The sequence below is a fragment of the Haloactinopolyspora alba genome (assembly GCF_003014555.1).
In the GTDB taxonomy this organism is placed as follows: Bacteria; Actinomycetota; Actinomycetes; order Jiangellales; family Jiangellaceae; genus Haloactinopolyspora; species Haloactinopolyspora alba.
In genome coordinates, this window is record NZ_PYGE01000044.1 from 1 (window position 1) to 1,818 (window position 1,818).

1 protein-coding gene is annotated in these 1,818 nt (G+C 64.5%); it reads left to right on the forward strand.

The features are described from left to right. Window positions 1–13 precede the first annotated feature (13 nt). Window positions 14–1,807, forward strand: a complete 1,794-nt coding sequence (locus tag CLV30_RS25780) for a thiamine pyrophosphate-requiring protein (RefSeq protein WP_106540121.1) — start codon at window positions 14–16, stop codon at window positions 1,805–1,807. The last annotated feature ends 11 nt before the right edge of the window (window positions 1,808–1,818 follow it).

Genomic DNA, 1,818 nt, shown 5'->3' on the forward strand with positions numbered 1-1,818 from the left:
CGATGGAGGGGTCATGGCGACGGTTGCGGATTTCGTGTTGGCGCGTGTGCGTGAGTGGGGCATACATCGGGTTTTTGGGTATCCGGGTGATGGGATCAATGCGTTCCTGGGTGCTTTGGATCGTTCTGCGGTGGGGCCGGAGTTCGTTCAGGTGCGGCATGAGGAGATGGCCGCGTTCATGGCGTGTGGGCATGCGAAGTTCACTGGTGGGGTGGGTTGTTGTCTGGCGACGTCTGGTGGTGGTGCGACGCACCTGCTGAATGGTTTGTATGACGCGAAGTTGGATCGGCAGCCGGTGTTGGCGATTGTGGGTCAGCAGAAGCGGGTTTCGCTTGGTGCGCGGTATCAGCAGGAGATCGATCTGGTCAGTTTGTACAAGGATGTGTCGGAGTTCCTGCAGGTGTGTATGGAGCCGGCGCAGGCGCGGATGCTGGTGGATCGGGCGATGAAGACCGCGCTGACGATGCGTGGTGTGGCGACGATTGTTGTGCCTGATGATGTTGGTGAGTCCGAGGCTGTGGTTTCGCCGCCGCGTGAGCACGGGTCGGTGTACACCAGTGTGGGGTGGAGTCGTCCGCGGATGCTGCCGGATGAGGCCGAGCTGGATCGTGCGGCTGCTGTGCTCAATGAGGGGTCGAAGGTGGCGATGCTGGTTGGTCAGGGTGCGGCAGACGCGGGGGCGGAGGTGCTCGAGGTCGCCGACCGGTTGGGTGCGGGGGTCGCGAAGGCGTCTGTGGGGCGGGCGGTGCTGCCCGACGACCTGCCGTTCGTGACTGGCCCGATCGGGTTGCTTGGGTCCAGCGCGAGTGACGAGATGATGACTGGCTGTGACACGTTGCTGATGGTGGGGTCGAGTTTCCCGTATGCCGAGTGGCTTCCGGAGGAGGGGCAGGCGCGGGGGGTGCAGATCGACACCGACGGGACGATGATCGGTGCCCGGTATCCGATGGAGGCGCATCTGGTGGCGGATGCGAGGGAGGCGTTGAAGGCGCTGTTGCCGCGGCTGGAACGCAAGGACGACCGCTCGTGGCGTGAGACCGTCGAGGCGAACGTGGACGAGTGGTGGCGGGTGTTGGATCGTCGCGCGCATCAGGAGTTCGATCAGGTCAATCCGGAGTCGGTGGCGTGGGAGCTGTCGGGGCGGTTGCCTGATGACACGATCCTGACCTGTGACACCGGTTCCATCACGAACTGGTGGGCGCGCCACATCAAGATCCGCGACGGTATGGACGCGTCGCTGGCGGGGACGTTGGCGTCGATGGGTCCGGGCACGCCGTACGCGATCGCGGCGAAGCTCGCGCACCCGGGACGGCCGGTCGTCGCCTTCGTCGGAGACGGTGCGTTTCAGATGAACGGCATGGCGGAGATGATCACTGTCAAGCGGTATCTGGACCGGTTGTCCGGCTCGCCGCTGGTTTTTGCCGTGTTCAACAACCAGGATCTGAACCAGGTGACGTGGGAGCAGCGTGCGATGGCCGGTGATCCGAAGTTCCCGGGTTCGCAGGACATCCCGGACGTGCCTTACGCGGAGTTCGCGCGGTTGCTCGGGATGGAAGGTATCTATTGTGACCAGCAGGACCAGGTGGGTGTGGCCTGGGATCGGGCGTTGGCGGCGGAGCGGCCGGTGGTGCTGGAGTTCAAGGTCGACCGGGAGGTCCCGCCGATCCCGCCGCACATCAAGACCGGGCAGGCGAAGAAGGCCGCGACAGCGGTCGCCAAGGGCGACCCGGAAGGCACCGGCATCGTCATGACCGGGATGCGACAGAAACTGGCCGAGTTCTACGAGAAACTCCCCGGCCGCGGATGAACGAGCATCAG